The organism is Streptomyces changanensis (assembly GCF_024600715.1).
GTDB classification, from domain to species: Bacteria; Actinomycetota; Actinomycetes; order Streptomycetales; family Streptomycetaceae; genus Streptomyces; species Streptomyces changanensis.
The window spans coordinates 3,403,991-3,429,005 of the sequence record NZ_CP102332.1 but is presented as its reverse complement, the minus strand read 5'-3'; the positions used below and the strand labels follow the sequence as shown (position 1 = coordinate 3,429,005).

General features: G+C 71.6%; 23 protein-coding genes and 1 pseudogene. 12 read left to right on the top strand and 12 right to left on the bottom strand.

From position 1 onward, the window contains the following. Window positions 1-10 precede the first annotated feature (10 nt). Together cydB and NRO40_RS15165 are read right to left on the bottom strand one after the other, a co-directional pair. Window positions 11-1,015: a cytochrome d ubiquinol oxidase subunit II gene (gene cydB, locus NRO40_RS15170; RefSeq protein ID WP_058942048.1), complete on the bottom strand. Its 1,005-nt coding sequence runs from the start codon at window positions 1,013-1,015 to the stop codon at window positions 11-13. Window positions 1,016-1,031: 16 nt separating this feature from the next. Beyond that, window positions 1,032-2,537: a cytochrome ubiquinol oxidase subunit I gene (locus NRO40_RS15165; protein WP_058942049.1), complete on the bottom strand. Its 1,506-nt coding sequence runs from the start codon at window positions 2,535-2,537 to the stop codon at window positions 1,032-1,034. 209 nt (window positions 2,538-2,746) lie between these two features. Here NRO40_RS15165 and NRO40_RS15160 point away from each other — a divergent pair, with 209 nt between their 5' ends. Continuing rightward, complete coding sequence (locus NRO40_RS15160; RefSeq protein WP_058942050.1) at window positions 2,747-3,115, top strand: cyclophilin-like fold protein; 369 nt, start codon at window positions 2,747-2,749, stop codon at window positions 3,113-3,115. Between the two features lie 150 nt (window positions 3,116-3,265). Here the strand turns inward: NRO40_RS15160 and hisC are convergent, their stop codons facing one another. Continuing rightward, window positions 3,266-4,351, bottom strand: coding sequence for a histidinol-phosphate transaminase (gene hisC / locus NRO40_RS15155; protein ID WP_058942051.1), 1,086 nt, complete (start codon window positions 4,349-4,351; stop codon window positions 3,266-3,268). A gap of 393 nt (window positions 4,352-4,744) precedes the next feature. Here hisC and NRO40_RS15150 point away from each other — a divergent pair, with 393 nt between their 5' ends. The 3 genes from NRO40_RS15150 to NRO40_RS15140 all read left to right on the top strand — a co-directional run bounded on the left by NRO40_RS15150 (window position 4,745) and on the right by NRO40_RS15140 (window position 8,147). Next, complete coding sequence (locus tag NRO40_RS15150; RefSeq protein WP_058942052.1) at window positions 4,745-5,860, top strand: LacI family DNA-binding transcriptional regulator; 1,116 nt, start codon at window positions 4,745-4,747, stop codon at window positions 5,858-5,860. 260 nt (window positions 5,861-6,120) lie between these two features. Continuing rightward, window positions 6,121-7,302 carry a metallophosphoesterase gene (locus NRO40_RS15145; protein WP_257375430.1) on the top strand — a complete coding sequence of 394 codons (1,182 nt, stop codon included), beginning with the start codon at window positions 6,121-6,123 and terminating at the stop codon, window positions 7,300-7,302. 125 nt (window positions 7,303-7,427) lie between these two features. Beyond that, a complete protein-coding gene (locus NRO40_RS15140; RefSeq protein ID WP_058942054.1) occupies window positions 7,428-8,147 on the top strand; it encodes a hypothetical protein in 720 nt (239 codons plus the stop codon). A gap of 418 nt (window positions 8,148-8,565) precedes the next feature. Here NRO40_RS15140 and thiC read toward each other — a convergent pair whose 3' ends face one another. Further along, complete coding sequence (gene thiC, locus NRO40_RS15135; RefSeq protein WP_058942055.1) at window positions 8,566-10,347, bottom strand: phosphomethylpyrimidine synthase ThiC; 1,782 nt, start codon at window positions 10,345-10,347, stop codon at window positions 8,566-8,568. Between the two features lie 220 nt (window positions 10,348-10,567). On the opposite strand from thiC, the gene NRO40_RS15130 reads away from it, so the two are divergent. Next, window positions 10,568-11,932, top strand: a complete 1,365-nt coding sequence (locus NRO40_RS15130) for a YibE/F family protein (RefSeq protein ID WP_058942056.1) — start codon at window positions 10,568-10,570, stop codon at window positions 11,930-11,932. Between the two features lie 57 nt (window positions 11,933-11,989). On the opposite strand, the gene NRO40_RS15125 is transcribed toward NRO40_RS15130, so the two are convergent. The 4 genes from NRO40_RS15125 to NRO40_RS15110 all read right to left on the bottom strand — a co-directional run bounded on the left by NRO40_RS15125 (window position 11,990) and on the right by NRO40_RS15110 (window position 14,297). Then, window positions 11,990-12,424 (bottom strand): SsgA family sporulation/cell division regulator, encoded by a 435-nt coding sequence (locus NRO40_RS15125; RefSeq protein WP_058942076.1) that lies wholly within the window; start codon window positions 12,422-12,424, stop codon window positions 11,990-11,992. A gap of 137 nt (window positions 12,425-12,561) precedes the next feature. Then, complete coding sequence (locus NRO40_RS15120; RefSeq protein ID WP_058942077.1) at window positions 12,562-13,326, bottom strand: IclR family transcriptional regulator; 765 nt, start codon at window positions 13,324-13,326, stop codon at window positions 12,562-12,564. A gap of 247 nt (window positions 13,327-13,573) precedes the next feature. Then, entirely contained in the window at window positions 13,574-13,807 is a 234-nt protein-coding gene (locus tag NRO40_RS15115) for a DUF5326 family protein (RefSeq protein ID WP_058942057.1), read from the bottom strand. 172 nt (window positions 13,808-13,979) lie between these two features. Beyond that, entirely contained in the window at window positions 13,980-14,297 is a 318-nt protein-coding gene (locus NRO40_RS15110; protein ID WP_058942058.1) for a cupin domain-containing protein, read from the bottom strand. A 50-nt stretch (window positions 14,298-14,347) separates the two neighbouring features. On the opposite strand from NRO40_RS15110, the gene NRO40_RS15105 reads away from it, so the two are divergent. From NRO40_RS15105 to NRO40_RS15090, 4 genes are all read left to right on the top strand, one after another. Further along, window positions 14,348-14,728 (top strand): phage holin family protein, encoded by a 381-nt coding sequence (locus NRO40_RS15105; protein ID WP_058942059.1) that lies wholly within the window; start codon window positions 14,348-14,350, stop codon window positions 14,726-14,728. Further along, window positions 14,728-15,906 (top strand): cystathionine gamma-lyase, encoded by a 1,179-nt coding sequence (locus tag NRO40_RS15100; RefSeq protein WP_058942060.1) that lies wholly within the window; start codon window positions 14,728-14,730, stop codon window positions 15,904-15,906. Before NRO40_RS15105 ends, NRO40_RS15100 begins: the two co-directional genes overlap by 1 nt. A gap of 285 nt (window positions 15,907-16,191) precedes the next feature. Then, window positions 16,192-17,088 (top strand): LysR family transcriptional regulator, encoded by an 897-nt coding sequence (locus NRO40_RS15095; RefSeq protein WP_058942061.1) that lies wholly within the window; start codon window positions 16,192-16,194, stop codon window positions 17,086-17,088. 179 nt (window positions 17,089-17,267) lie between these two features. Beyond that, window positions 17,268-17,747, top strand: coding sequence for an NUDIX domain-containing protein (locus tag NRO40_RS15090; RefSeq protein ID WP_058942062.1), 480 nt, complete (start codon window positions 17,268-17,270; stop codon window positions 17,745-17,747). Between the two features lie 186 nt (window positions 17,748-17,933). Here the strand turns inward: NRO40_RS15090 and NRO40_RS15085 are convergent, their stop codons facing one another. Together NRO40_RS15085 and NRO40_RS15080 are read right to left on the bottom strand one after the other, a co-directional pair. Next, complete coding sequence (locus tag NRO40_RS15085) at window positions 17,934-19,292, bottom strand: globin domain-containing protein (protein ID WP_079047036.1); 1,359 nt, start codon at window positions 19,290-19,292, stop codon at window positions 17,934-17,936. A gap of 387 nt (window positions 19,293-19,679) precedes the next feature. Beyond that, on the bottom strand, window positions 19,680-20,912 hold the full coding sequence (locus tag NRO40_RS15080) for an MFS transporter (RefSeq protein WP_058942064.1): 1,233 nt from the start codon (window positions 20,910-20,912) through the stop codon (window positions 19,680-19,682). A 154-nt stretch (window positions 20,913-21,066) separates the two neighbouring features. Here NRO40_RS15080 and NRO40_RS15075 point away from each other — a divergent pair, with 154 nt between their 5' ends. Then, on the top strand, window positions 21,067-21,525 hold the full coding sequence (locus NRO40_RS15075; protein ID WP_058942065.1) for a MarR family winged helix-turn-helix transcriptional regulator: 459 nt from the start codon (window positions 21,067-21,069) through the stop codon (window positions 21,523-21,525). 20 nt (window positions 21,526-21,545) lie between these two features. After that, complete coding sequence (locus tag NRO40_RS15070) at window positions 21,546-21,998, top strand: GNAT family N-acetyltransferase (RefSeq protein WP_058942066.1); 453 nt, start codon at window positions 21,546-21,548, stop codon at window positions 21,996-21,998. Between the two features lie 80 nt (window positions 21,999-22,078). Here NRO40_RS15070 and NRO40_RS15065 read toward each other — a convergent pair whose 3' ends face one another. After that, on the bottom strand, window positions 22,079-23,449 hold the full coding sequence (locus NRO40_RS15065; protein WP_058942067.1) for a serine hydrolase domain-containing protein: 1,371 nt from the start codon (window positions 23,447-23,449) through the stop codon (window positions 22,079-22,081). 86 nt (window positions 23,450-23,535) lie between these two features. Here NRO40_RS15065 and NRO40_RS15060 point away from each other — a divergent pair, with 86 nt between their 5' ends. Beyond that, window positions 23,536-24,198 carry a GOLPH3/VPS74 family protein gene (locus NRO40_RS15060; protein WP_058942068.1) on the top strand — a complete coding sequence of 221 codons (663 nt, stop codon included), beginning with the start codon at window positions 23,536-23,538 and terminating at the stop codon, window positions 24,196-24,198. A 6-nt stretch (window positions 24,199-24,204) separates the two neighbouring features. Here NRO40_RS15060 and NRO40_RS15055 read toward each other — a convergent pair. After that, window positions 24,205-24,838: pseudogene (locus NRO40_RS15055) on the bottom strand (LysE family transporter). Window positions 24,839-25,015 lie beyond the last annotated feature (177 nt).

Here is a 25,015-nt window from a genome sequence, read left to right as displayed (position 1 = left end):
CCGGTGGCGCCTAGTGCGTCGCGTCGGCGATGTGCTGGGTGCCGATGCGCTTGCGGAACACCCAGTACGTCCAGCCCTGGTAGAGCAGGACGAGCGGCGTGGCGATGGCCGCGCACCAGGTCATGATCTTCAGCGTGTACGGGCTGGACGCCGAGTTGCTCACCGTCAGGCTCCAGTCCGGGTCGAGCGAGGACGGCATGAGGTTCGGGAAGAGCGTCAGGAACAGCATGGCGAACGCGGCGGCGATCGTGACCCCCGACAGGGCGAACGACCAACCCTCCCGTCCGGCCCGGATCGCGCCGACCGCCCCGGCGAGGGCGGCCAGGGCGACGGCCGTCGCGGCCATGCTGGTCCCGTCCCCGCGCGTGGACTGGGTCCACAGCAGGAAACCGGCGGAGAGGGCCGCGGTGACGAGGCCGAGGGCCAGCGCCAGCTTCCCGGCTCGGACCCGGATGTCACCCACGGTCTTCAGCGCGGTGAACACGGCCCCGTGGAAGGTGAACAGCGTCAGCGTGACCGCCCCGCCGAGCAGGGCGAACGGGTTGAGCAGGTCGAGGAGCGAGCCGACGTACTCCTTCGACGCGTCGATCTCGACGCCCCGCACGATGTTGGCGAAGGCGACGCCCCACAGGAAGGCGGGCACGAGGGAGGTCCAGAAGATGGCCTGCTCCCAGTTGTGCTGCCAGCGCTCCTCGGGCCGCTTGGCCCGGTACTCGAAGGCGACGCCGCGCACGATCAGGCAGAGCAGGATGACGAGCAGCGGCAGGTAGAAGCCGGAGAAGAGGGTGGCGTACCAGTCGGGGAAGGCGGCGAAGGTGGCACCGGCCGCGGTGAGCAGCCACACCTCGTTGCCGTCCCAGACGGGGCCGATGGTGTTGATGAGAACGCGCTTCTCGGTCCGGTCGCGGGCGAGCAGCTTGGTCAGGACGCCGACGCCGAAGTCGAAGCCCTCCAGGAAGAAGTAGCCGATCCACAGGACGGCTATGAGTACGAACCAGACGGTGGGCAGTTCCATGCCTCGCTCCCCTTCCTCAGTACGAGAAGGCCATGGGGCGGTCGGCGTCGCGGTCGTGGCCGCCGATCCTGGTGGGCGGGTTGAGGTCGGCCTCGGTGAGTTCCGGGGGGCCGGCCTTGACGTACTTCACGAGCAGCTTGACCTCGACCACGGCGAGCACCGCGTAGAGGAGCGTGAAGGCGATCATCGAGATGAGGACCTCGACCTGGGTGGTGCCGGGGGAGACCGCGTCGCTGGTGCGCAACACGCCGTAGACGACCCACGGCTGCCGGCCGGTCTCGGTGAAGATCCAGCCCCAGGAGTTGGCGATCAGGGGGAAGCCCAGGGTCCACAGGGCGGTCAGCCAGTACAGACGGGTCAGCTTGTGGCTCAGGGGCTTGCGGAAGAGCACGAGGTGGGGCACCTCGTCGTCGCCGACGCGCAGGGGCGCGGGCAGCAGGAACCTGCGGCGGGTCAGCCACAACCCGAGCAGGCCGAGGGTGAAGGAGGCCATGCCAAAGCCGATCATCCAGCGGAAGGACCAGTAGGCGACCGGGATGTTGGGCCGGTAGTCGCCGGGCCCGTACTTCTCCTGCTCGGCCTTGTTGGTGTCGTTGATGCCGGGCACGTAGGAGGAGAGGTCGCCGTCGGCGAGAAAGGAGAGCAGGCCGGGGATCTCGATGGCCACCTTGTTGTGGCCCTCGTCGACGTCGCCGTAGGCGAAGATCGAGAAGGGGGCCGGCCCCTCGCCGTCCCACAGGGCCTCGGCTGCGGCCATCTTCATGGGCTGCTGCTTGAACATGACCTTGCCGAGCAGGTCTCCGCTGACCGCGGTCAGCATGCCCGCGACCACGACGGTGACGAGACCGAGCCGCAGGGAGGTCTTCATCACCTGGACGTGCTTCCTGCGGGCCAGGTGGAAGGCGGCGATACCGACCATGAACGCACCACCGGTGAGGAAGGCGGCGGTCAAGCTGTGGAAGACCTGGGTGACGGCCGTGTCCTGGGACAGGACGGCCCAGAAGTCGGTGAGCTCCGCCCGTCCGGACACCTTGTTGATCGTGTACCCGACCGGGTGCTGCATCCAGGAGTTGGCGGCGAGGATGAAGTAGGCGGAGAGGATGGTGCCGATCGACACCATCCATATGCAGGCCAGGTGGACGCGCTTCGGCAGCTTGTCCCAGCCGAAGATCCACAGGCCGATGAAGGTCGACTCGAAGAAGAACGCGATGAGCGCCTCGAAGGCGAGCGGCGCCCCGAAGACGTCGCCGACGAAGCGCGAGTAGTCGGACCAGTTCATCCCGAACTGGAACTCCTGGACGATGCCGGTGACGACGCCCATCGCGATGTTGATCAGGAAGAGCTTGCCCCAGAACTTGGTGGCCCTGAGGTACTTCTCCTTGTTCGTGCGCACCCACGCGGTCTGCAGACCTGCCGTGAGCGCGGCGAGTGAGATGGTCAGGGGGACGAAGAGGAAGTGGTAGACGGTGGTGATACCGAACTGCCACCGCGCCAGCGTCTCTGGCGCCAGAGCCAGGTCCACGACGATCTTCTCCTTACGGCCTCGCAGCCCTGGCGGCCTCTCAGCCCCACGGCCTTCCGTTCGCCCGCCGATTCCGGTGGATCAAGGGAGGAACCTGGCGCGCTTGTGAATGCGTTCACAATCACAATCATTATGACGCAGACGAAATCCGTAGGGAGAGGTGGGGGTGCCTCTTCCGTCACACTTCAACATCTTGTTGAATTCGCGCCATGCAGATACGCATCTCGTGGCCGTCCGGCCACACCACCGCCACCATCGACGAGACCCCCACGAGCAGAGCGCTCGCGGGGGTCCTCCCGATCGTCTCCACCGCCCGTACCTGGGGCGAGGAGGTCTACTTCGACACACCCGTCTCGACCGGGACGGAACCGGGTGCCCGCCAGGTCGTCGAGCCGGGCACGGTCGCGTTCTGGCCGGAGGGCGACGCGCTGGCGCTCTGCTACGGCCCCACGCCGATCTCCCGGGGCGCGGAGTGCCGGCTGGCCTCTCCGTGCAACGTCCTCGGCCGGCTCGACGACGACCCGCGGATCCTCGCGACGGTCCGGGACGGCGACCCGATCCGCGTCGAAGCCGCCTGATCCACGTCCGGCCCGGCTGTCACCTCTCCGACACCGGCCCGCGGCACGACGACCCGCCCCGCGGAGCCGGAACCGGAACCGGAACCGGAACCGCTGAGGACTACCGAGACCCGCTCGGACCGCGCGGGCCGCTCGGACCGCTCGGGCCGCTCAGAAGCGCTCCTTGCGGAACGCCTCCGCGGTCCGCAGGAAGATGTCGTTCGCCTCGACCTCGCCGATGGTGACCCGGACGCCGTCGGGGGCGAACGGCCGGACGACCACGCCCGCCTCCTCGCAGGCGGCGGCGAAGTCGCCGGACAGCTCGCCGAGCGGCAGCCACACGAAGTTCGCCTGCGTCAGCGGCAGCTCCCACCCCTGGGCCGCCAGCGCCTCGCAGACCCGCTTGCGCTCGCACACCAGCGAGCCGACCCGGCCCAGCAGCTCGTCCTCCGCGCGCAGGGAGGCCACCGCCGCGTCCTGCGCGACCTGCGTGACGCCGAACGGCACCGCCGTCTTGCGCAGGGCGGCCGCGACCGGCTCGTGCGCGATGGCGAACCCGACGCGCATGCCGGCGAGCCCGTACGCCTTGGAGAAGGTGCGCAGCACGGCGACGTTGGGCCGGGTCCGGTAGAGCTCGATGCCGTCCGGCACCTCGTCGTCACGGATGAACTCGATGTACGCCTCGTCGAGGACGACCAGGATGTCGGACGGCACCCGGTCGAGGAAGCGCTCCAGCTCGGCACGGTGCACGACGGTGCCGGTCGGGTTGTTGGGGTTGCAGACGAAGATGAGCCGTGTGCGCTCGGTGATCGCCTCCGCCATCGCGTCCAGGTCGTGCGTACCGTCCGCGGTGAGCGGGACCTTCACCGGCGTGGCGCCACTGATCTGCGTGACGATGGGGTACGCCTCGAAGGACCGCCAGGCGAACATGACCTCGTCACCGGGGCCGGCCGTGGACTGCACCAGCGACTGGGCGATCCCGACCGACCCCGTACCGGTCGCCACGTGGGACACGGGCACGCCGAAGCGCTCCGCCAGCTCGTGCACCAGGGCGGTGCAGGCCAGGTCCGGGTAGCGGTTGAGGTCGGCCGCGGCGGCCAGGGCCGCCTCCAGCACGCCCGGCAGCGGCGGGTACGGGTTCTCGTTGGAGGACAGCTTGTAGGCGACGCGGCCTTCGGTGGCGGTGGCCGGCTTCCCCGGCTTGTAGGTGGGGATGTCGTCCAGCACGGCGCGCAGCTTGGGGCTCGTCTCGCTCACTGTGGTCCTCCTCGACCGTATGTACCACCGATACTGCACACCTTATGAGGATTCCGCGTTCCTGCGAATGGCCGAATTCGGGCCATCGTCGGTGACGGCCGGCACAGCGGCCGGTTCGGCTCCCGCGTCCGGGGGGAGCGCGGGAGAACCTGGCGCACGCTGGTGGCCCGCGCCGTGGCGCGCGTCCCCCGTAGAGGTGAGTTGCACGCTCTTCGAAACCGCGTCCAGCAGCCGGGCGCGGACGCGCCCACGACGCGCCCCGCCCGGGAAAACCACCCAACTTCCTTCTTTTCACAGCCCGTTGACCCATCCGGACCTTGCAGAAACGTGCCTGTCAACGCACGCATATGCGTCCGTCCTCGGCGTCTCCCGTCGCCCTACTATCGGCTCGCCATGACAGCAGCAGGGAAGCACCAGGTGAGCCGGGCACAGACCCGGGGGAGCCGGCAGGGGCGCGCGGGCATCCGGGATGTGGCCGCCGCGGCGGGCGTCTCCATCACGACTGTCTCCGACGCCCTCAACGGCAAGGGCCGGCTCCCGGACGCCACCCGCCGCCACGTCCGCGAGGTCGCCGACCGGCTGGGCTACCGGCCCTCCGCGGCGGCCCGCACGCTCCGTACCGGCAAGTCGGGCCTCATCGGCCTGACCGTGACGACCTACGGGGATGAACCTTTCACCTTCACCGAGTTCGCCTACTTCGCCGAGATGGCCAGGGCCGCCACCTCCGCCGCGCTCGCCCGCGGCTACGCCCTGGTCATCCTCCCCGCCACCTCCCGCCGCAGCCCGGTCGACGTCTGGTCGAACGTCGCCCTCGACGGGACCGTGGTCATCGACCCCTCCGACCACGACCCCGTCGTCACCGAGCTGGTCCGCCAGGGGCTCCCCGTCGTCTCCGACGGCCGCCCCGCCGGGACCCTCCCCGTCACCGCCTGGGTCGACAACGACCACGAAGCGGCCGTCCTGGGCCTCCTCGACCACCTCGCCGACGCCGGCGCCCGTCGGATCGGCCTGCTCACCGGCACCACCACCGACACGTACACCCGCCTGTCCACCACCGCCTACCTCCACTGGTGCGAGCGCGTCGGGCAGGACCCGGTCTTCGAGTCGTACCCGGCCCACGACCCGTGCGCCGGCGCGGTCGCCGCCGACCGGCTGCTCGCCCGCCCCGACCGCCCCGACGCCGTCTACGGCCTCTTCGACCCGAACGGCACCGACCTGCTGGCCGCCGCCCGGCGGTACGGTCTGCGGGTCCCCGAGGACCTGCTCCTCGTGTGCTGCAGCGAGTCCACGGTGTACGCCACGACGGAACCGCCGATCACGACGCTCTCGCTCAAACCGCGCCGGATCGGGACCGCGGTCGTCCAGCTGCTGATCGACGCGATCGAGGGCATCGACCACGACCGCCCCGTCGAGCAGGTGATACCGACGGAGCTGATCATCCGGACGTCGTCGCAGCGCAGGGCGCCGCGGACGACCGTGAGTCCGCCGCGCCAACCGCGCCAGGAGTAGGACACGACAGGCCAGCCCAGGACAGAACCGGGCAGAACCTCACAACGAGCCGGCGCGGAACTCGGCAGCTCCCTGACGGGAACCGCGTCTCTCCCGGTCCAGACCTTCTCAATTGGGGCGAAACAGCCGGCGAACCGGGCGTGCACCCTGATTCACCACCCCTGGTGCGTCACACAGCACAAGCCTCATTCCTATGATGGGCGCACGACAGCGCGGGCCGCCCCGACCAGGCCGGTCCGCGATGTGAGGGCGTCGCGACGGTGGTGGAGGGGTCGATGACTCAGGGGGCCGGTCAGGGACCCGTGGTGCGGACGGCGACGTTGCGCGACTTCCGCGTACCGCCGTACGCCCAGGTACCCGTTCAGGGTCACTCCGCATATCCGCAGCCGCAGGGGGCTCCGGTGCCGGAGCCCCCGCAGCGGCAGCCGGTCGCGCCGCCGCCGGCACAGCAGGTGCCACCGGCGCCGCATCCGGGCAACGCCTTTCCCGAGGAGGAGTTCCCGGACGGCTACACGCCGACCGAACGCGACCTGCCGGTCATCAACCGGGGCGACACGCTCCAGGTTTCGGTGACCCCGGACGCCGCGCCCGAGCCCGCCCCCGGAGTGCCGGGACCGGGCCCCGGACCGCTCTACGTCGTGGGTGACGTCCACGGCTACCTCGACGAACTCCTCGTCGCCCTGCGCGAGAAGGGTCTCGTCGACGCGGACGGCCACTGGACGGCCGGCAACACCCGGCTGTGGTTCCTGGGCGACTTCACGGACCGCGGCCCCGACGGCATCGGCGTCATCGACCTCGTCATGCGCCTGTCCGCCGAGGCGGCGGCCGCCGGCGGCTACTGCAAGGCCCTGATGGGCAACCACGAGCTGCTGCTGCTCGGCGCCAAGCGGTTCGGCGACACCCCGGTCAACTCTGGCGCCGGCACCGCCACCTTCCAGGCCGCCTGGCTGCTCAACGGCGGCCAGAAGAACGACATGGACCGCCTCCAGGAGGTCCACCTCCAGTGGATGTCCCGCCTGGACGCGATCGTCGAGCAGGACGGCCACCTCCTGCTGCACTCCGACACCACCGCGTACCTCGACTACGGCGCCACCATCGAGGACGTCAACGACACGGTTCACTCCATCCTCACCCGCCACGACGCCGACGAGTGCTGGGACCTGTTCCGCAAGCTCACCAAGCGGTTCGCGTTCCGTGATGACGGTGGCGCCGACGCCGTCCGCGAACTCCTCGCGGCGTACGGCGGGCGGCGCGTCGTGCACGGCCACAGCCCGATCCCGTACCTGCTGGGCGAGGTCGGCACCGAGGACGCCGACGGCGAGCCGGTCGTCCCGGTCGTCGCGGGCCCGCACGTGTACGCGGACGGGCTCGCCATCGCCATGGACGGCGGTGTGACGATGGCCGGGAGGCTGCTCGTCCAGCAGCTGCCGCTCGCTGACTGAGCGCGACGACGAGGGGCGAATTCCGGGAATCCCTGTCACCCCCCGGCGTGACGGCTCTACGATCGGCTGCCCACCCGCCGTCACGCGGCGGGCCCAGGCCCCACGGGAGTAACGGGGGACGCATCATGACGAGCGCTCCGCACCTGCTGCCCGAGGACCGCGCCGACTACGAGCGCGTCCTCGACGAAGCACTGCGCACCGCGACCGACCGTCCGGAGCCGTCCGCGGCGGCCGCGCGGCTCGGCGCCGGACAGCTCCGCGCCATGGCCCTGGACGCGGCCGCACTGATCAACACGGCCGCGGCCACCGAGTACGCGCACCTCGTCCGGGTGCGCGAGGAACACCGCAGACCGTCCGGCCCCGTCACCGGCCCCTCCGCAGGCCCCGGCTTCCCCGGCCCGCAGGGCGAGGTGACGCCCGGAGCGGGTCTCGGCGTCGTCGTCACCGTCCTGACGCCCGTCCTGGCGGGGACGGCCGCGGTCGTCCTGCTGCTCCTCGGCTACGTGCTGCGGATGCTGGACCCGCCGCCGGACATCGCCGGCCAGCTGCTCTCCGCCGGCTGGTTCTTCGCCGCCGTCACGGCCGCCGGACTGCTCGCGGCGGGAGCCGGACTGCTGGTCACGGCCCTGCGCAACCGCCCGGCCGAAGTGCACGGCACGGGAGCCGCCGAACCGGACGAGGTCGCCCGCGCACGCGAGGCGTGGCACCACGCCTTGCGGGAACGCGGCGTCCTGCCGTTCCTGTACGAAGCGCTGGCCGCGTCGGACGCCCACCCGGTGGGCACGCAGGAACCCACGACTCCGCGGCCGCCCGCCCCGGGCCTCGCCGCCCCGCACGCGGACTGACCCTCCCCCGGCCCGTCCGTCCGGGAGGCCCGCCCGGACGGCCCTCCCACCCCGGACAGGCCGCACCCGCCGGGAGGGGGCTTGTCGGGTGTGGCACAGCGCGGCGCCCAGGACACCGGCCGGTCGCGACCGGCCGTCCCCCGGCCGCCGGGGTGGACGGTGACGGCGGACGTGGGCGAGGACGTCGACCTCGACGACGACGCGGAGACGCACCGCCGCCTCCCCCGTCCGGCCCGGCTGTGCCCCGGGGCGGGGGGCCCGCCGGGGCGTAGCCGCCGGGAGCGGCCGCCGCGTGTCCGATCGTGAGGTGCCAGGTCGTACCGGGGGGTGGTGCCGGCTGGTGGGCCGGACGGCGACGGGGCGGGCCCGCGACTCCCCCCTTGGGTCGCGGGTCCGCCCCGTGGTCAGTGCCGGGCGCCTACTCCGCGAGCGGGAGGTAGACCCGGTTGCCCGCGGCGGCGAACTCCGCGGACTTCTCGGCCATGCCGGCCTCGATCTCGTCCTGCCCGAGGTCGCCGCCGTGCTCGCGCCGGATGTCCTGCGAGATCTTCATCGAGCAGAACTTCGGCCCGCACATCGAGCAGAAGTGCGCCGTCTTGGCGGGCTCCGCGGGCAGCGTCTCGTCGTGGAACGCACGCGCCGTGTCGGGGTCGAGCGCCAGGTTGAACTGATCCTCCCAGCGGAACTCGAAGCGCGCGTCCGACAGCGCGTCGTCCCACTCCTGGGCGCCCGGGTGCCCCTTGGCGAGGTCCGCCGCGTGCGCCGCGATCTTGTACGTGATGACACCGGTCTTCACGTCGTCGCGGTTCGGCAGGCCGAGGTGCTCCTTGGGCGTGACGTAGCAGAGCATCGCGGTGCCCCACCAGGCGATCATCGCCGCGCCGATGCCCGAGGTGATGTGGTCGTACGCCGGGGCGACGTCCGTCGTCAGCGGGCCGAGCGTGTAGAACGGCGCCTCCTCGCAGATCTCCTGCTGGAGGTCGATGTTCTCCTTGATCTTGTGCATCGGGACGTGGCCCGGGCCCTCGATCATCGTCTGGACGTTGTGCCGCTTGGCGATCCGGTTCAGCTCGCCGAGCGTGCGCAACTCCGCGAACTGCGCCTCGTCGTTGGCGTCCGCGATCGACCCGGGGCGCAGACCGTCGCCGAGCGAGTACGTCACGTCGTACGCGGCGAGGATCTCGCAGAGCTCCTCGAAGTTCTCGTAGAGGAACGACTCCTTGTGGTGGGCGAGACACCACGCGGCCATGATCGAACCACCGCGGGAGACGATGCCGGTCTTGCGGCGGGCCGTGAGCGGCACGTACCGGAGCAGGACGCCCGCGTGCACCGTCATGTAGTCGACGCCCTGTTCGGCCTGCTCGATGACCGTGTCCTTGTAGACCTCCCAGGAGAGCTCCTCCGCCCGGCCGTCGACCTTCTCCAGCGCCTGGTAGAGCGGCACCGTGCCGATGGGGACGGGGGAGTTGCGCAGCACCCACTCGCGGGTGGTGTGGATGTTGCGGCCCGTGGAGAGGTCCATGACCGTGTCGGCGCCCCAGCGGGTCGCCCAGGTCATCTTCTCGACCTCCTCCTCGATGGAGGAGGTGACGGCGGAGTTGCCGATGTTGGCGTTGACCTTCACCAGGAACCGCTTGCCGATGATCATCGGCTCGATCTCCGGGTGGTTCACGTTGGCCGGGAGCACCGCCCGCCCGGCCGCGATCTCGTCACGCACCACCTCCGGCGCGACGTTCTCGCGGAGGGCGACGTACTCCATCTCCGGTGTGATCTCGCCACGGCGGGCGTACGCGAGCTGGGTCACGGCCTGGCCGTCCCGGCCGCGCCGGGGCTGGCGCGGGCGGCCCGGGAAGACGGCGTCGAGGTTGCGCAGGCCGCCACGCGGCGACGTGTGCTTGATGCCGTCGTCCTCCGGGCGCACCGGGCGTCCGGCGTACTCCTCGGTGTCGCCGCGGGCCACGATCCAGTTCTCCCGGAGGGGCGGCAGGCCGCGGCGGACGTCGGTCTCGACGTTCGGATCGGTGTACGGCCCGGACGTGTCGTAGAGCGTGACGTCCTTGCCGTTGGTGAGGTGCACCTGCCGGACCGGCACGCGGAGGTCGGGGCGCGAGCCCTCGAGGTACCCCTTGTGCCAGCCGATGGACTTCCCGCTCTCCTCGGTGTTGTCGGAGGCAGGCGTGCGTGCGTCCTGAACGGTCATCCTGACCTACTCCCTACGCCGGCATTACCCGGTAACAGGTTCGGCGGTCGGCGCAGCGGCTTCCGTCGGCGAGGTTTCACGTGAAACATCGCGTGGACGGAGGTCAGCGCCCTCTCAGCCCGGTGCTCCGAGCTCCCGCGTGTGCAAAGGTGCCACCACGCTAGCGCCCTTCCGGCCACGCTGAACAGGGGGCCCCTGCCGTTCTTGCGATGATCGGTGGGTGACTTCCTCGCATCAGCACCCGGAGAACGGGTCGGGACACGGCCCCGAGCACGGTCCTGGGCACCACCCGGAACCCGACGCGCTCGCGCATGTCCACACCCACGCCCACGGCCCCGCCGCACCCGTATCGCAGCACCTGCGCAAGGTCATCGCGGCGGTGTTGATTCCCTTCGCCACGGCGGTGCTCGTCGGGCTCGCCGTCCTCTGGCCGGGCGGCGCCCCGGCTCACGAACGTACCGGCGTCGGCTTCGACCGGCAGACCGAACGGGGTGAGGTCGTCCGCGTCGAGCAGGTCGACTGCAAGGACGTGAACGCCGCGCAGGTCCCGCCGACCGGTGACACCAGCACACCCCAGGGCCGGGAGGCGGTCAACGCCCAGCAGGGCCAGTGCAAGCGCGTCACCATCGAGGTGACGAGCGGACAGGACGAGGGCCGCCGCTTCACGGAGATCGTCCAACCGGACGCACCGCGCCAGCTGGAGCAGGGGCAGGGCGTCGTGGTGGCGTTCGCACCGGACGCGCCGGAGGACCTGCAGTACTCGGTGACGGACGTCGACCGCCGCTTCCCGTTGATCCTGCTCGCCGCCGCCTTCGCCTTGGCCGTGGTCGCCGTGGGGCGCTTGCGTGGACTGATGGCGCTGATCGCCCTCGGTACCAGCTTCGTCTTCCTGACCTTCTTCATCCTCCCCGCAATCCTCCAGGGGTCGAACCCGCTGGTGGTGGCGGTGGTCGGATCGAGCGCGATCATGCTCATCGCGCTCTACCTGAGTCATGGCCTGAGCGCGCGGACCTCGGTCGCCGTCCTCGGCACACTGATCTCGCTGCTGCTGATCGGCCTGCTCGGCTCCCTCTTCATCGGCTGGGCCAGGCTCACCGGCAACACGGACGACTACACCGGACTGATCCACGGGCTGTACCCGGGCATCGACATGTCGGGGCTGCTGCTCGCCGGCGTCATCATCGGATCGCTCGGTGTGCTCGACGACGTGACGGTCACGCAGACGTCCGCCGTGTGGGAACTGCACCAGGCGGACCCGAAGATGGGCCCGCGCGCCCTGTACCGGGCGGGCATCCGGATCGGCCGCGACCACATCGCGTCGGTGGTGAACACGCTGGTCCTGGCCTACGCGGGTGCCGCACTGCCGCTGCTGCTGCTCTTCTCGATCGCCCAGAGCAGCGTGGGGACGGTGGCCAACAGCGAGCTGGTGGCCCAGGAGATCGTCCGGACGCTGGTCGGCTCCATCGGCCTCGTCGCGTCGGTGCCGGTCACGACGGGCCTGGCGGCCCTGGTGGTCTCGGCGGACCGGCCCTCCGCACCGGGCGGGCCGACTCGTACGGGACGGGGCCGCCGTCGCAAGAAGTGACCCCGGCGGCCCCGGTCCGGGGTCGCCGGACCGGGGCCGATCGGTGTGCCGGGACGGTCAGCCCGCGTTCTCGGCCAGGATGCGTCCGAGGGCCTCGTCCAGGCCCTCGTCGAAGTCGCCGAGCGCGCTCTCCTGGCCGAGGGGCACCAGCTTGTCGGTGCGGTCGAGGAAGGCGACCAGGGGTGGCGCGCTGGCGCGGAACAGCGCCTGGTCGGGGCCGACGCGCAGCCGGATGTGGACATCGGACAGATGGTCCTCGTCCGCGGTCGGCTCGACCCGCACGTCACCTTCCCCGGTGGCGCTGTTGATGCCGTCGAGGAGGAGCTCGCGACCGAAGGTCCAGGTCACGGGGGCGTCACCGGGCAGGTGGAAGGTCATTCGGACGGCGAAGGGGTCTCTCGTCTCGTACCCCAGCTCGACCGGGATCCTGAAGGAGAGCTCGTCCGAGACGATGAAGCTCATCAGGACCTCGGCCTGGACCGACTCGCGCATCATGTACCCCGCTGTAGATGAATGTCTTGAAGCAGTTCTCAAAGCAGTGGAGAGGGAAAACTGGCCAGGATTGATCCCCCCTGGCCCTCTTGACGTAATGCTGGTGCACGCGCTAGCGGATCACAAGGAGTGATTTTTCAGATACTGATAGAGAAGGCGAGCGAACCCAACAGCGCGTTGATTTCGCTGCGTAGTTGCTCGACCGCAGGGAGCAACCTATCTTCCGCGTGCAAGGGTACAGAAATGGCCATCGCCGCGGTGGTGGTTCCGGCAGTGATGGGGATGGCGGCGCAGACGGTCCCGAGCGCGTACTCCTGCCGCTCGACGAGGGGGTCCTCCACCCCACCGCGGTCGAGACGTTCCAGGAGAGTCCGGTGGTCACGGACGGTGTAGGGCGTGATGGGCTGCACGGGATGGCGCTCCAGGTGGTCCCGGCGCTCCCGGTCACCGAGCTGGCTGAGCAGGCACTGGCCGATCGCGTGGGCGTGACCGGTCGCACGGAAGTCCGCCCATTCGGCGACGGCGGGCGCGGCGGGCGTGTCGGAGACGGCGACGAGCTCGATCTCGCCGTCCCGGTAGACCGCGAAGTACACGGGCACGCCGATGGCGTCCCGCCAGCGAGCGAGACAGTCCTCGATCTTGGTGCGACGATTCTGCAGCGTCCCGGCACCGGCCAGCCGGTGGGCGGCCTCACCGAGGGTGAACACACCTCGGTCGCGCAGCAGGTAACCCTCGTGCGTCAGGGTGCGCAGCAGGTGGTACGCGGTAGGCAGCGGCAGCCCGGTCTCTCGCGCGAGCTGCTTGGCGGGGGCCCCGCCCTCGTGGGACCCCACCGCCTCCAGCAGTCGGAGCGCACGCTGCACCGAGCCGATGAGAGTCGGGGCAGTGGTAGTCGAAGCCATGACCGAAGGACACCCCCTGGGCATGTCGCCCATGAGCGGTCACCACTGGAGCCCCTGGATGCGTCTCGGCGCGACCCTGCACATTGCGCCGCATACAGTCGCAACAGTCGTACAAACCGCTGGTAGGGCGTTCAGTCAGCCCTTGATTCCAAGGGCCGCGGAAGCCCTGCCACTCTAATGGCAGCCTCCGTTCGGGGGTGCCTTCCGGAGGGGCCGTTCCCCCGGGCGGCCTAACGCCCGGGTCGGTTCACCAGCCGTCGCGGGTGGAGGACGACGAGGACGACGACGATCCCGTGAACTTCCGCACGACGTACAGGAGTCCGCCGACCAGCGCCACGAACACCAGTGCCTTGAACAGCAGGCTGACCACGAAGTAGACGGCGCTCGCGATCAGGCCGCCGAAGACGACCACGGCGATGACCGGTATGGCCACCCACTTCACCCACCAGGGCAGGCCCCGCAGGAGTTCCTTAACCGCCATCTCGTCCGCCTCGTCTCTCTCGCGTCTGCCACGTCGTTCCGTGTGGACGCCTTCGATGCTAGGCGCGGCCGGTGCCCGGCGGGGGCCCCGCAGCCCTTGGACTCCCCTGAACCTCCCCCTAGGGAGCGTCGGGGTCGACCCGCCCCTCCGGTAGCCCCGCGGGAGGAGGCCGTCAGCCCTCGGGCGGCGAGAACACCACCATGACCCGCAGGTCCTCGGTCACGTGGTGGAACCGGTGCGGGACCCCGGCCGGCACATAGACCACACTGCCGCGCCCCACCTGCGTCGTCTCGTCGCCGACCGTGATCGAGGCCCGCCCGCTGACGACGAAGTAGACCTCGTCCTCCTTGTGCGGCTGCTGCGGGTCCCGTTGCCCCGCGTCGAGCGCGTACAGCCCGACCGACATGTTCCGCTCGCGCAGGAACTGGAGGTACGCGCCGTCATGGGCGGCGCGTTCCGCCTCCAGCTCGTCCAGTCGGAATGCCTTCATCGCCGCTCGTCCCCGCCCTCGTGGTGATCGTGTCTGCCACGATCAGACACATGATGAATTTCGTAGTCAAGACGCTCGCGAACGCGGGCGCGCTGGCCGTCGCGATCTGGTTGCTGGACGACATCACGCTCACCGGCGACAGCACGGGCCGCAAGGCCCTGACACTGGTGCTCGTCGCCCTGGTCTTCGGCGTGGTGAACATCCTCGTCAAGCCGCTCGTGAACCTCCTCACGCTGCCGCTCTTCGTCCTCACCCTCGGCCTGTTCACCCTCATCGTCAACGCCCTGATGCTGCTGCTGACGTCCTGGCTCGCGGACAAGCTGGACCTCAGCTTCCACGTGGAGGGCTTCTGGACCGCCGTGCTCGGCGGTCTGATCATCTCCGTCGTCTCCTGGGCCCTCAACGTCGTGCTCCCCGACGGTCGCGACTGATGGCGTCCGTACCCGGCACGGGCGAAGGCACAGGCGAGGGAACGGGCGACGGGACGGGTGAGGGGACCCGGGCCGTACGGGCCGGCCTGCCGGAGCCCCGCAAGCACGAACCGACCCTTCCGGGCCCGGTGTTCGCCGCCCACTACCACCTACCGGGCGAGCCGACCGGCCCGTACACCTACGGTCGCGACGAGAACCCGACCTGGACGCTGCTGGAACGGGCCATCGGCGAACTGGAGGCCCCGGGGGCCGACGCGGCGGAGACGGTGGTCTTCGCCTCCGGCATGGCCGCGATCTCCTCGGTGCTCTTCTCGCAGCTCGCGGCCGGTGACGCGGTCGTCCTCCCGGCCGACGGCTACCAGGCCCTGCCCCTGGTGGCCGAACAGCTGACCGCGTATGGGATCGAGGTCCGCACGGCGCCCACCGGTGGCGACGCCCAGCTGTCAGCCCTGGACGGCGCGAAACTGCTCTGGCTCGAGACCCCTTCCAACCCGGGACTCGACGTGTGCGACGTCCGGCGCCTGGTGGCGGCCGCGCACGAGGCCGGCGCGCTGGTCGCCGTCGACAACACGCTGGCCACGCCGCTCGGACAGCGCCCCCTGGCGCTGGGCGCCGACTTCTCCGTGGCCAGTGACACCAAGGGCCTGACCGGCCACGGTGACGTCCTGCTCGGTCACGTCACCACCGCGGACGCCGCGCTCGCCGCCGGGGTACGCCGTTGGCGGAAGATCGTCGGCGCGATCCCCGGACCGATGGAGGCATGGCTCGCCCACCGTTCGCTGGCCACCCTCCACCTCCGTGTCGACCGGCAGTGCGCCAACGCCCTCGCCCTCGCCGAGGCCCTGGCGGAGCGCGACGACGTGACCGGGCTGCGGTACCCGGGCCTGCCGGGCGATCCGTCGCACCGGGTGGCGGCCGCGCAGATGCGCCGCTTCGGGTCAGTGGTCTCGTTCGTCCTCGCCGACCGCGAGCGCGCGGAGCGGTTCCTGGACGCGCTGCGCCTGGTGGACGACGCCACGAGCTTCGGCGGGGTCCGCTCGACGGCCGAGCGGCGCGGGCGGTGGGGCGGCGACGCGGTGCCGGCCGGGTTCGTCCGGTTCTCGGTCGGTGCCGAAGACCCGGACGACCTCGTCGCGGACGTCCTGCGCGCCCTGGACGCGGCGGCCGGACCGCACTGACGGGACCGACACCGCCGGCGGGGCTCACCGTGCCGGCAGGGCCGACCGAGCGGACAGGGCTCATCGGGCGGACAGCTGAAGCCCTCGCCGGGCGGGTACCGGTGGACGGGCGGTCCGAGCCTCCCCCTCGTGGCTCGGACCGCCCACCTGGTGTCGCCGGAATCCGGCCTGAGCCAGGCTAATTGACCCTACGTCAGTGTCCCATCACGCTGACGACAGCGCCCTATCGACATATTTATAGTTGTACGGCTTCGGGGAAGGCGCTCACCGAGGAGAGGGAGGGGCATGGATCTCGGCCTGTTGCGGACCTTCGTCACGGTGCACCGAGCCGGCTCCTTCACCCGTGCCGCGGCCCTCCTCGGCCTCTCCCAGCCGGCCGTCACCAGCCAGATCCGCACGCTGGAACGGCAGTTGGGGCGCCCTCTGTTCCTACGACAGGCCCGCGGCGTCACGCCGACCACCGTCGGCGACGAACTGGCCCATCGCGCCGCACCGCACCTCGACGCCCTCGTCGAGATCTCCGAGACGGGGGTGCACGGGCGGGTCGGGACGCGCACCCTCCACCTCGCGGGACCGCCGGAGTTCGTCGCGCTGCGGGCGTTACCGGCCCTGGCGCCGCTCGTCGCCGAGGGCCTCACCCTGCGGACGTCGCTGTTCGGCGCCGCCGAGGAGTGCCTGGACGGGCTGGCCGCCGGCCGGCACGACCTGGCCGTGGCCACGGCGCGGCCGCGCGGCGGTCTGCTCACCGCGAGACCGCTCTGCGACGAGGAGCACGTCCTCGTGGCCGCCCCGCGCTGGGCCGCGCGCCTGGCCCCGGAGACCCTGCTGAGCCGCGGGTCCGTGGTGCTGGAGCAGCTCCCCGTGGTCGAGGTCCACGAGTCGCTGCCCTTCGTGACCCGCTACTGGGCCGCCGTCTTCGAGTCGAAGCCCGCCGCCACGGGCACGGTCGTCGTGCCCGACCTGCGGGCGGTCCTGGAGAGCGCCGCCGCCGGGGCGGGACTCGCCGTGCTTCCGCGCTACCTGTGCGAGGACGCCCTGCGCAGCGGCCGCCTCGTCGCGCTCCTGGATCCCCCGGTGCCCCCACTGCGCACGTACTTCCTGGTCGTGCGCACCGGGACGCTGGCTCTGGCGCACATCGCCCGGGCGCACGAGGTCCTGCTGCGGGCCGCGGCCGCGTGGTGACGGCCGCCGGGCGGTGACATGAGCCGCGGCTTGAGGAGCCACGCGTGTCCCAAGCCGTGGGGTGACGGGAGGCAGCGGGTGGCGACGGCCCGCCACCGCGCGGTCACACGCGACGGTTACCCGGCGGTCGCTCCTCCCTGGCGGGTTTCAAGCGGTACGCCACGGGCCATTGTCCTGCCATGACCGAACGTCCAGTGGTCAAGCGCACCGCCCGCGCCGTCCTCCTCGACGGCGACGATCTGATCCTGATCAAGCGGACCAAGCCCGGAATGGATCCCTACTGGCTCACGCCGGGCGGCGGTGTCGAACCGAGCGACGCGACCGTCGTCGACGCACTCCACCGCGAGGTGCACGAGGAACTCGGCGCCAAGATCACCGACGTGGTTCCGTGTTTCGTGGACACCGTCGAGCACATCGAGGACGGCGGCGTCTCGGGCGTGAAGGTGCAGCACTTCTTCGTCTGCCGGCTGGAGTCGATGGACCCCGGCCAGCGGCACGGGCCGGAGGTCGACGAGCCGGTCGGCGAGTACGAGATCGTCCGGATCCCGTTCACCAGGGTCGGCATCGCCGCCGTGCACCTCGTGCCGCTGTCGCTGCGGCACTACCTCGACGGCAACATCGAGGGCGTCCGCGCCATGCACGCGCCCGACCTGGGCTGAGGATCCGACCCCTGCCGAGGATCCGTTCCGCCCTCTGTCGGGGTTCCGACCGCCGCGGAGGTGCCTCCCCTCTGCCGGGGGTTCCGCCCCACTGCCGGGTTCCGCCCGCTGTCGAGCCGTCGGCCTGGTGCGAGCCCGCGGCTGCGGCACCCGGTGACCGCGCCGTCCGACACCACCGCCCGCGACTCAGCCGGTCGCCGCGACGAGCTCGTCCAGCGAGTCGTGGCGGATGCGCTCGTGCGGGACTCCCACCCCCCGCAGCGCGTCGATCCCACTGCGGATCATGCCGGGCGGGCCGGACAGGTAGGCGTGGTACTCGTCCCAGGGTCCGTGCGCGCGGACCACGTCCGGCAGCGGGGTCTTGCCGTCGATCACGGCGCGCACCTCCAGCCAGGGGTGGGCCTGCCGGAGCCGCAGCATGGTGTCGATGTCGTACAGGTCATGATCCGTGCGGGCGCCGTAGAAGACCTCGACGGGCCGGCGCCGTCCGTGTTCGACGACGTCCTCCACCAGTGCCTTGATCGGCGCTATGCCGGTGCCGCCACCCACGCAGAGCAGTCCGCTGTCGGACGTGTGGTCGACGGTCATCGAGCCGGCCGGCGGACCGAGCCGCAGGACGTCACCCGGGCGGGCGCGGTGGACCAGCGCGTTCGACACCCAGCCCGCCGGTACCGCCTTCACGTGGAAGGTCAGCAGCCCGTCGGGACGCGGGGCCGCGGCGAACGAGTAGTGCCGCCACACCCGGGGCCACCAGGGTGTCTCCAGACTGGCGTACTGCCCGGCCAGGAAGGGGTACGGCTGGTCGGGGCGCACGGTCACGACGGCTATGTCGGGCGTCCTCAGCTCGTGCGCCACCACTTCGGCGTGCCACCAGGGCGGTCCCTTCCGCTCGTCGTCGGCCGCCGCGTCGATCATGATCTGCGAGATGGTGGTGTACGTGCGGATCCAGGCGGCCTCCGTCTCTCCGTCCCAGGTACGGGTGGCGTATCGGGTCAGCGCGCCGATCAGGGCCTCTCCCACGGCGGGGTAGTGAGCGGCCTGCGTGCCGTACTTCCGGTGGCCGCGGCCGAGGTGCCGGAGGTAGTCGGTGAGCACCGCCGGGTCGTCCATGTGCTCGGCGGCCGTCAGCAGCGCTCTGAGGAGACGGTCCCGCTGGGCGTCCATCGCCACGGGGAAGAGGTCGCGCAGGGGCGGATGGCGTACGAAGAGCAGAGCGTAGAAGTACGAGGTCATCTGGTCGGCCACGGGAGCCACCTCGGCGAGGGTGCGCCGTATCCGTATCGCGTCCGGCGACCCCGACGCGGCCGCGGCGGTGGCCCCGGGCACTCCCGAGGCGGCAGGAGGCGCGGGCGGTGGCTGCGTGGCGGGCGCCGCGGGCGGGCGCACCCGTTCACCGCCGGGGGACGCCGGAGCGTTGCCCGGCGGGCCGGCGGGCGTGCGTGGCGTGAACCATCCGCCCGCGGCGCCCTGGTCCCCGGCTGAGCCTTCTGCGCCTCCGGGGCCGGAGGAGCCCCGGCCGGCCGGTGTGGTGGTCGCAGCGTTCATAGAGTGCCTCGCCTCGAACTCGTCTCACGATCTGTTCCCGCACTTCCGTCGGCCCGGTTCGCCGTGAGCGCATCATGACAGGCGCCACGGCCGACCGGGCCGAGTGCGGGAAGCCTCGTTCTTCGTACCCGCTTCCCCGTGAGGCTGCACAACCCCCTTGCCATGGGTTGCCATGAGAATCTGCACAGAGCCGGTTCGCGATCTCCACGCCGGCCGGCCCCGTGCGCCCCGGGCATCACAAGGCCCGGGCACCGGCGCGCGGTGTTTCACGTGAAACCACGCGCCGGGGCGCCAGGGCGGTCCTGCCGCCCTGACGCCCCGGTCGTCACGTATCGGACCCGGTGCCGACTCTCGCCGCTCAGCCCGCGCCGGTTCGACGGGTGCCGGTCACCGCCGGGGGGCGGCCACGACCACCGGCTCGGCCGCTGCTCCGGCGGCGGTTCCGGCCCCGGCCACGACACGGGAGGCGCCGCGCCGGCCGCGGCGCTCCAGCGCGCCGGACAGCACCGCGAGGGCCAGGGCCGACCCGGCGAGCAGCGCGCCGACCCAGTTCGGGGCCGTGATGCCCCAGCCGGCCGCGATGACCAGGCCGCCGAGCCAGGCCGCGAGGGCGTTGCCGAGGTTGAAGGCCCCGATGTTCACGGCGGACGCGAGGGTCGGGGCCCCGGACGCCTGGTCCAGGACACGCTTCTGCAGGGGTGGCACGGTGGCGAAGCCGAGGGCGCCGATCAGCGTGAGGGTGACCGCGGCGGTGATCTTGTCCTGGGCGGTGACGGTGAACAGGGCGAGCACCAGGGCGAGGGCTCCCAGTGACACGTAGAGCATCGGCATCAACGCACGGTCGGCGAAACGGCCGCCCACGAGGTTGCCGCCCACCATGCCTAGACCGAAGAGGACGAGCAGCCAGGTGACGGAGCCGTCGGCGAAGCCGGCGGCCTCGGTCATCATCGGCGTGATGTACGTGATCGCGGCGAAGACGCCACCGAAGCCGAGCACGGTCATCGCCATGGCGAGCAGGACCTGGACGTTGCGGAACGCGGCCAGCTCGTGGCGCAGGCGCACGCCCTCGGGGCGCGGCTGCTCGGGCACGAGGCGGGCGATGCCGAGCAGGCCCAGCACGCCGAGCGCGGCGACGATCAGGAAGGTGGCGCGCCAGCCGGCGGTCTGACCGACGAACGTGCCGAGCGGCACGCCGATGACATTGGCCACCGTCAGCCCGGTGAACATCATCGCGATGGCGCCGGCCTTCTTCTCCGGCGCGACCAGGTCGGCGGCGACGACCGCGCCGATGCCGAAGAAGGCACCGTGGGCGAGGGAGGCGACGACCCGGCCGGACAGCATGACACCGAAGGTGGGGGCGAGGGCGGACAGTACGTTGCCCGCGACGAAGAGGACCATCAGCAGCATGAGCATGCGCTTGCGTGGGATGCGCGTGCCGAGCACGGTCATGAGCGGGGCCCCGAGCACCACCCCGAGCGCGTAACCCGTGACCAGGAAGCCCGCGGTGGGGATGGACACCCCGTAGTCGGCCGCGACCTCCGGAAGCAGCCCCATGATCACGAACTCCGTCGTGCCGATCCCGAAGGCTCCGATGGCCAGAGCGAGGAGCGCGAGCGGCATGGACAGCCCCTTCCTGATGGTTGCATTAGCGCTTTACAAGCCAGAACAATAGTTGCATGCGCGCTTTAATTGCAAACGCGGGCTATTGCGGACGTCGTCTATCCTGAGGGAAGCGTCCCGCCACCGGGGACACGAGCGGCGGAGAGGGAGAGCGATGAGAGCGACAGACCCGTCACTGACGGCCCTCGCCCAGGGGTGGTGTGCGCTCTCACTGCTGCACGGCAGGATCGAGAGCCACGTCGAACGGGCCCTGGAGGGCGCGCACGGCCTCAGCGTGCGGGAGTACTCGCTCCTCGACGTCCTCAGCCGCCAGCACGACGGCCCGGGCGGACACCTCCAGATGAAGCAGGTCGCCGACGCCGTCGTACTGAGCCAGAGCGCGACCACCCGCCTGGTCACCCGGCTGGAGGATCGCGGGTTGCTCACCCGCTACCTCTGCGACACCGACCGCCGCGGCATCTACACCGACGTCACCCAGGCCGGGCAGGAGCTTCTCGCCGAGGCCCGGCCCACCCATGACGCCGCGCTGCGCGAGGCACTGGACGAAGCGGGCCGGAAGCCGGAGCTCGCCCCGCTGGTCAAGGCACTCGAAGAGCTGAACACCGCGGACTGACGGCGAGTAGCCTCCGATGCATGAACGATCTTGAGATTCGTCGTGCGGCGGCGGTCGACGTCCCCGACATCGTGGCCATGCTCGCCGACGACCCGCTGGGCGCCGAGCGGGAGTCCCCCGACGACCTCGCCCCCTACCTCGCCGCGTTCGCGCGGGTGGACGGCGACCCCCACCAGCATCTGGTCGTGGCCGTGCGCGGCGGGCGCGTCATCGGCACCCTGCACCTGACCGTCATCCCGGGCCTCTCCCGCCGCGGCGCGACCCGGGCCTTGATCGAGGCGGTACGGGTCCACGCCGATGCACGGGGAAGCGGACTCGGCACCCACCTCATCGAGTGGGCGGTGGCCGAGTCCCGCCGCCTGGGTTGCGCACTCGTCCAGCTCACCTCGGACGTCACCCGCACCGACGCGCACCGGTTCTACGAGCGCCTCGGGTTCACGGCCTCCCACGTCGGGTTCAAGATGGCACTCTGACGCTGTTCGACGCGAAACCGGCGCCGCCCGTGGTGTTTCACGTGAAACCTCCAGCGCATCCCGCTGTTCCACGTGGAACCTCAGGGGGCGCCGCGCCACCCGCCCTCGTCCACCCCGCCCGGTACGGCGTCCCCCGGCTCGTACGGCTCACGGGTGAAGACGAACGATCCGAGGTCGAGATGGCTCACCGAGCCGTCCTCCCGCCGGACCACCCGGAGCACCTCGCCGTCGTAGTAGCCGTCGAGGCCGATCCAGCCGCCGTCCGGCCGGCGTCGGAACCGCGACCCGCGGCCCGCCCCCCGCAACGGTCGCAACTCCACGCCACCGTCCGCGAGCAGCGCCAGCCCGTACGCGTAGGTCCCCCAGTACCAGGGCCCTGTCAGCGCCAGCAGGGCATGGTCGGCCCCCGCGAGCGGTCGCCAGGGCCCCGGCAGGGGTGGCTCCGCCTCGGCGACGACGTTCACCAGGTCCGCGGCGAGCGCGCCGGCCTGCGGTCCGGACGTCGCGTTGGCCAGGACGACGGCCGCGACGTCCTCCTCGACGCCGAACCACAGCCCGGCGACGAACCCGGGCAGCGAACCGGAATGCCCCGCGAGGCTGCGTCCGTTCCGTCGTGCGAGCTGCAGACCCAGCCCGTAGCCCCCGTCCCAGTCACCCGCGACGGGCGGTGCCGCGGCCGTCCGCATCTCCCGCACGGACGAGGCCGACAGGACGCGGTCGTCCCCGCCGGCGAGGAACGACGCGAACCGGCAGAGGTCGGCGGCCGTCGCCCACAGCACCCCGGCCGGCGCCATCACCCCCAGGTCCTCGGCCGGCTCCGGCAGCAGCACGTCGGCCCACGGGTGCACCGCCCAGCCCTCGGCGTACGGCGCGACCGGCCGCGACGTCGTCCGCTCCATGCCCAGCGGCTCCAGCACCTCACCGCGCAGCGCCTCTTCCCACGGGACGCCGCGAACCTCGGCCACGAGCGCGCCGAGCAGGGTGTACCCGGGGTTCGAGTAGTGGTGGCGGCGTCCGGGCGGGTGCACCAGCGGCCGGTCGCCGAGGACCTCGGGGAGGCCGGGACGCAGCCCGCCCGGAGCGCGCTCCCACCAGGGGCCCGGCGACTCCGCCGCCAGACCGCCGCTGTGGCCGAGCAGTTGCGCCACCGTCACCGCGCCCACGCCCGTCCCCGGCAGGTGACGTTCCAGCGGGTCGTCGAGGTCCAGCAGCCCTTCGTCCCGCAACCGCATCACCAGTACGGCGGTGAACGGCTTGGTGATCGAGCCGATGCGGTACTGGGTGTCGGCGGCGGACCCAACGTCGCCGCGCGCCCCCGCCCACACCATGCGGCCGCCGCGGGCGACGGCCGCGACGAGCGAGGGGGCACGCCCTTCCGTCTGGGCGACAGCGATCCGGTGGAGCAGCGCGTGCTCCGTCGTGGGCAGCAACGCTGTGAAGGATGAGGTCATGGGCCCACATGTACCGCACGGCACGGAACCCTCCGCACCGCCGGTGCGTCGACATCGGTGTACGGGACGATCGAGGGGGGGCTCGCATGTCGGTGACGCTGGGCGAGGAGATCATGCTGCTGTCGCTGGACGACGTGTCCGGTGTCGCGAAGGACCGCTCCTCCGCCGGGTGGGCCGTCGCGGGCGGCACCCTGCTGGAGCTGGCCATGCGGTACCGAGTCCGCGTCGCCGGCGGCCTGGTGAGCCTCACCGACACGTCCACGACCCGGGTTCCGCTGCTCGACGACCGGTTGGAGCGGCTCGCCGAATGGGCGGGCCGCCGCGGCGGCGGCAAGGTCACCGACTGGCTGACGAAGGACCAGTCCACGGCCGTCCGGGCGACGGTCGAAAGCCTCTGCGACCGTCGCCTGGTCGTCGAGGAGCGCCACCGCACGCTGGGGATCTTCCCGGTACGGCGCTATCCCGAGGCCGACGGCAGCGTGGAGCGTGAGCTGCGCGACCGCCTGAACCGGGTCGTGCTGGAGGGCAGCCGCCCCGACGACCGCACCTCCGCGCTGGTCGCCCTCCTCCACGGCGCCCGGCTGCACGGCATCACCTTCCCCGGGGTGCCCCGCAAGGAGATCGAGCCGCGCATGGCCGCCATCGCCGAGGGCAAGTGGGTGGCCGACAGCGTGCGCAGGGCCATTCGTGACATGCAGGCCACCATGACCGCCATCACCACCACGACCGTCATCGTCGCCGTCTCCTGACACGCCTCAGGCCGGCCACAGCAACAGGTGCACGGCGAGGGCCGTGATCAGGGCGCTGGCGACCATCGCGGTGGCCAGCCGCCCACGCGGACCGGTCAGCGCCCGCCCAACAGGACACCGCCCCCGGCGAGGAACAGCTACCAGCCGGCCGACGCCAGGAAGGCCGCTCCCACGAAGATCCCCTGCTCCAGGGCGCCCGGGTCCCGCGCCGACCGCCCGCCGAGCACGAGCACGGCGAAGTAGACGACGGTGATGGGGTTGTCCAGGGTGATGCCCAGGAACGTCAGGTACGCCCGGAGCGGCCCCGGGGCGTCACCGGCGTCGTCACCCGCCGCCCCCGCGCCGCCGCGGTACGCGCGGACCGCGGTGACGGCACCCGCACCGCCAGGACGACCAGCACCAGGGCCGACGCCCACCGCAGTGGCACGGTCACCGGCTGGAGTACCGGTACGAGCGTCGCGCCGCCCGCCACGGCGATCAGGGCGTACAGCCCGTCGGCCGTCGCCACGCCCAGCGCCGCTCCGGCCCCCACGCGCCACGACGTCCGCGCGGACAGCGCCACCAAGCAGGCCCCGACGGCCCCCACCGGTATGGCGATCCCGCACCCGGCGAGCAGCCCCCCGACCAGGGCGGCGATCACGCGACCGGATGCGTGGACCCCGCCTCCGTCCCCGCCTGCCGCTGGAGCCCCCGGCGCAGGACGGCGGGAAGCGACAGGGACACGGGAACACGGATCGAGGTCATACCCGCATGGTCCGCAGACCCCCGAATCCCCGGCAAACGGTTTTCCCCGCCCGCCGTGCTCAGAACGATCCGA

Bases quoted from the DNA above. Each gene is read 5' to 3' on its own strand.
- cydB (WP_058942048.1), bottom strand. From the start codon at position 1,015: ATGGAACTGCCCACCGTCTGGTTCGTACTCATAGCCGTCCTGTGGATC.
- NRO40_RS15160 (WP_058942050.1), top strand. From the start codon at position 2,747: ATGCAGATACGCATCTCGTGGCCGTCCGGCCACACCACCGCCACCATC.
- NRO40_RS15150 (WP_058942052.1), top strand. From the start codon at position 4,745: ATGACAGCAGCAGGGAAGCACCAGGTGAGCCGGGCACAGACCCGGGGG.
- NRO40_RS15140 (WP_058942054.1), top strand. From the start codon at position 7,428: ATGACGAGCGCTCCGCACCTGCTGCCCGAGGACCGCGCCGACTACGAG.
- thiC (WP_058942055.1), bottom strand. From the start codon at position 10,347: ATGACCGTTCAGGACGCACGCACGCCTGCCTCCGACAACACCGAGGAG.
- NRO40_RS15125 (WP_058942076.1), bottom strand. From the start codon at position 12,424: ATGCGCGAGTCGGTCCAGGCCGAGGTCCTGATGAGCTTCATCGTCTCG.
- NRO40_RS15120 (WP_058942077.1), bottom strand. From the start codon at position 13,326: ATGGCTTCGACTACCACTGCCCCGACTCTCATCGGCTCGGTGCAGCGT.
- NRO40_RS15115 (WP_058942057.1), bottom strand. From the start codon at position 13,807: ATGGCGGTTAAGGAACTCCTGCGGGGCCTGCCCTGGTGGGTGAAGTGG.
- NRO40_RS15110 (WP_058942058.1), bottom strand. From the start codon at position 14,297: ATGAAGGCATTCCGACTGGACGAGCTGGAGGCGGAACGCGCCGCCCAT.
- NRO40_RS15105 (WP_058942059.1), top strand. From the start codon at position 14,348: ATGATGAATTTCGTAGTCAAGACGCTCGCGAACGCGGGCGCGCTGGCC.
- NRO40_RS15100 (WP_058942060.1), top strand. From the start codon at position 14,728: ATGGCGTCCGTACCCGGCACGGGCGAAGGCACAGGCGAGGGAACGGGC.
- NRO40_RS15095 (WP_058942061.1), top strand. From the start codon at position 16,192: ATGGATCTCGGCCTGTTGCGGACCTTCGTCACGGTGCACCGAGCCGGC.
- NRO40_RS15090 (WP_058942062.1), top strand. From the start codon at position 17,268: ATGACCGAACGTCCAGTGGTCAAGCGCACCGCCCGCGCCGTCCTCCTC.
- NRO40_RS15085 (WP_079047036.1), bottom strand. From the start codon at position 19,292: ATGAACGCTGCGACCACCACACCGGCCGGCCGGGGCTCCTCCGGCCCC.
- NRO40_RS15080 (WP_058942064.1), bottom strand. From the start codon at position 20,912: ATGCCGCTCGCGCTCCTCGCTCTGGCCATCGGAGCCTTCGGGATCGGC.
- NRO40_RS15075 (WP_058942065.1), top strand. From the start codon at position 21,067: ATGAGAGCGACAGACCCGTCACTGACGGCCCTCGCCCAGGGGTGGTGT.
- NRO40_RS15070 (WP_058942066.1), top strand. From the start codon at position 21,546: ATGAACGATCTTGAGATTCGTCGTGCGGCGGCGGTCGACGTCCCCGAC.
- NRO40_RS15065 (WP_058942067.1), bottom strand. From the start codon at position 23,449: ATGACCTCATCCTTCACAGCGTTGCTGCCCACGACGGAGCACGCGCTG.
- NRO40_RS15060 (WP_058942068.1), top strand. From the start codon at position 23,536: ATGTCGGTGACGCTGGGCGAGGAGATCATGCTGCTGTCGCTGGACGAC.